General features: G+C 41.1%; 2 protein-coding genes. Both read right to left on the minus strand.

Annotated features, from left to right (window positions below):
- Positions 1-174 precede the first annotated feature (174 nt).
- Positions 175-384, minus strand: a complete 210-nt coding sequence (locus JNC80_RS19970; RefSeq protein ID WP_028233511.1) for a cold-shock protein — start codon at positions 382-384, stop codon at positions 175-177.
- Between the two features lie 307 nt (positions 385-691).
- Positions 692-799 (minus strand): EsV-1-7 cysteine-rich motif-containing protein, encoded by a 108-nt coding sequence (locus JNC80_RS19975; protein WP_376711420.1) that lies wholly within the window; start codon positions 797-799, stop codon positions 692-694.
- Between the last annotated feature and the right edge of the window lie 57 nt (positions 800-856).

Raw genomic sequence — 856 nt, forward strand, 5'->3', positions numbered from 1 at the left:
GTTTTCTCAAAGGCAATTTCTGCATTTTGACGTAATAAGCTATGCATTGATTTCATCTGGTAGCCAATCTTGATGTGAGAAATAAAAAAGGCCAGACAAAATGCCTGACCTCTCATTATGTGTATTCTCTCCAGTGCCAGTACATCCGTGGTCAAAGGAGTGAGTTACACCAAGTTATGCTGCTTGCAGATTGCAAGCTGACATTTTGCCCGACTTATTATCACGCTCAAGATCGTAACCGAGCTTCTGGCCTTCAACGATTTCACGCATGCCAGCGCGTTCAACGGCTGAAATGTGAACAAATACGTCTGCATTGCCGTTGTCAGGCTGAATGAAGCCGAAGCCTTTTGTGGAATTAAACCATTTAACTGTGCCGGTGGTCATAATGAACCCTTTCATAGCAACATAAGGTGCTCATAACGCAGGATAGCGTTACGAGTATGATAGCGATTTTTGAGATGAAAGGTTCGTTAAGGGCGCAGATGCTGCGCAAAAAGCAAAGCTAAACAAGTAAAATATCGATAACACCAATATGGACTATTAATATTTTTTGTCAATCATTAGTTTTTAATTTTATTTATATCAATTTTAAGTTGTAGTTGAAATTAAGCAGTACGACCCAATATGAGTTGGTCAATCCCTCATGTTGGAGAATTAAAACAGCAGTCTATAGAGCTTTAGTATATGTATGTCACTTAACTGTTTTATTGCCGTCCTCTTTGTGTTCAAAGCAGAACCATTCAACTCCATAGCGACCGTTAAAGCCAAAGCTCCCCCACTTTTTGCAGCCTTCATGCATGCACCAGTGGATATAGAGTGCCTCCTGTTTGGCCGGTTTGTTTTCCCATGGCGGGGT

This window comes from Pseudochrobactrum lubricantis (assembly GCF_041929865.1).
In the GTDB taxonomy this organism is placed as follows: domain Bacteria; phylum Pseudomonadota; class Alphaproteobacteria; order Rhizobiales; family Rhizobiaceae; genus Pseudochrobactrum; species Pseudochrobactrum saccharolyticum.

What these genes read in the sequence shown, in the direction of transcription:
- JNC80_RS19970 (WP_028233511.1), bottom strand. Translation starts at nt 384, where the DNA reads ATGACCACCGGCACAGTTAAATGGTTTAATTCCACAAAAGGCTTCGGC.
- JNC80_RS19975 (WP_376711420.1), bottom strand. Translation starts at nt 799, where the DNA reads ATGCATGAAGGCTGCAAAAAGTGGGGGAGCTTTGGCTTTAACGGTCGC.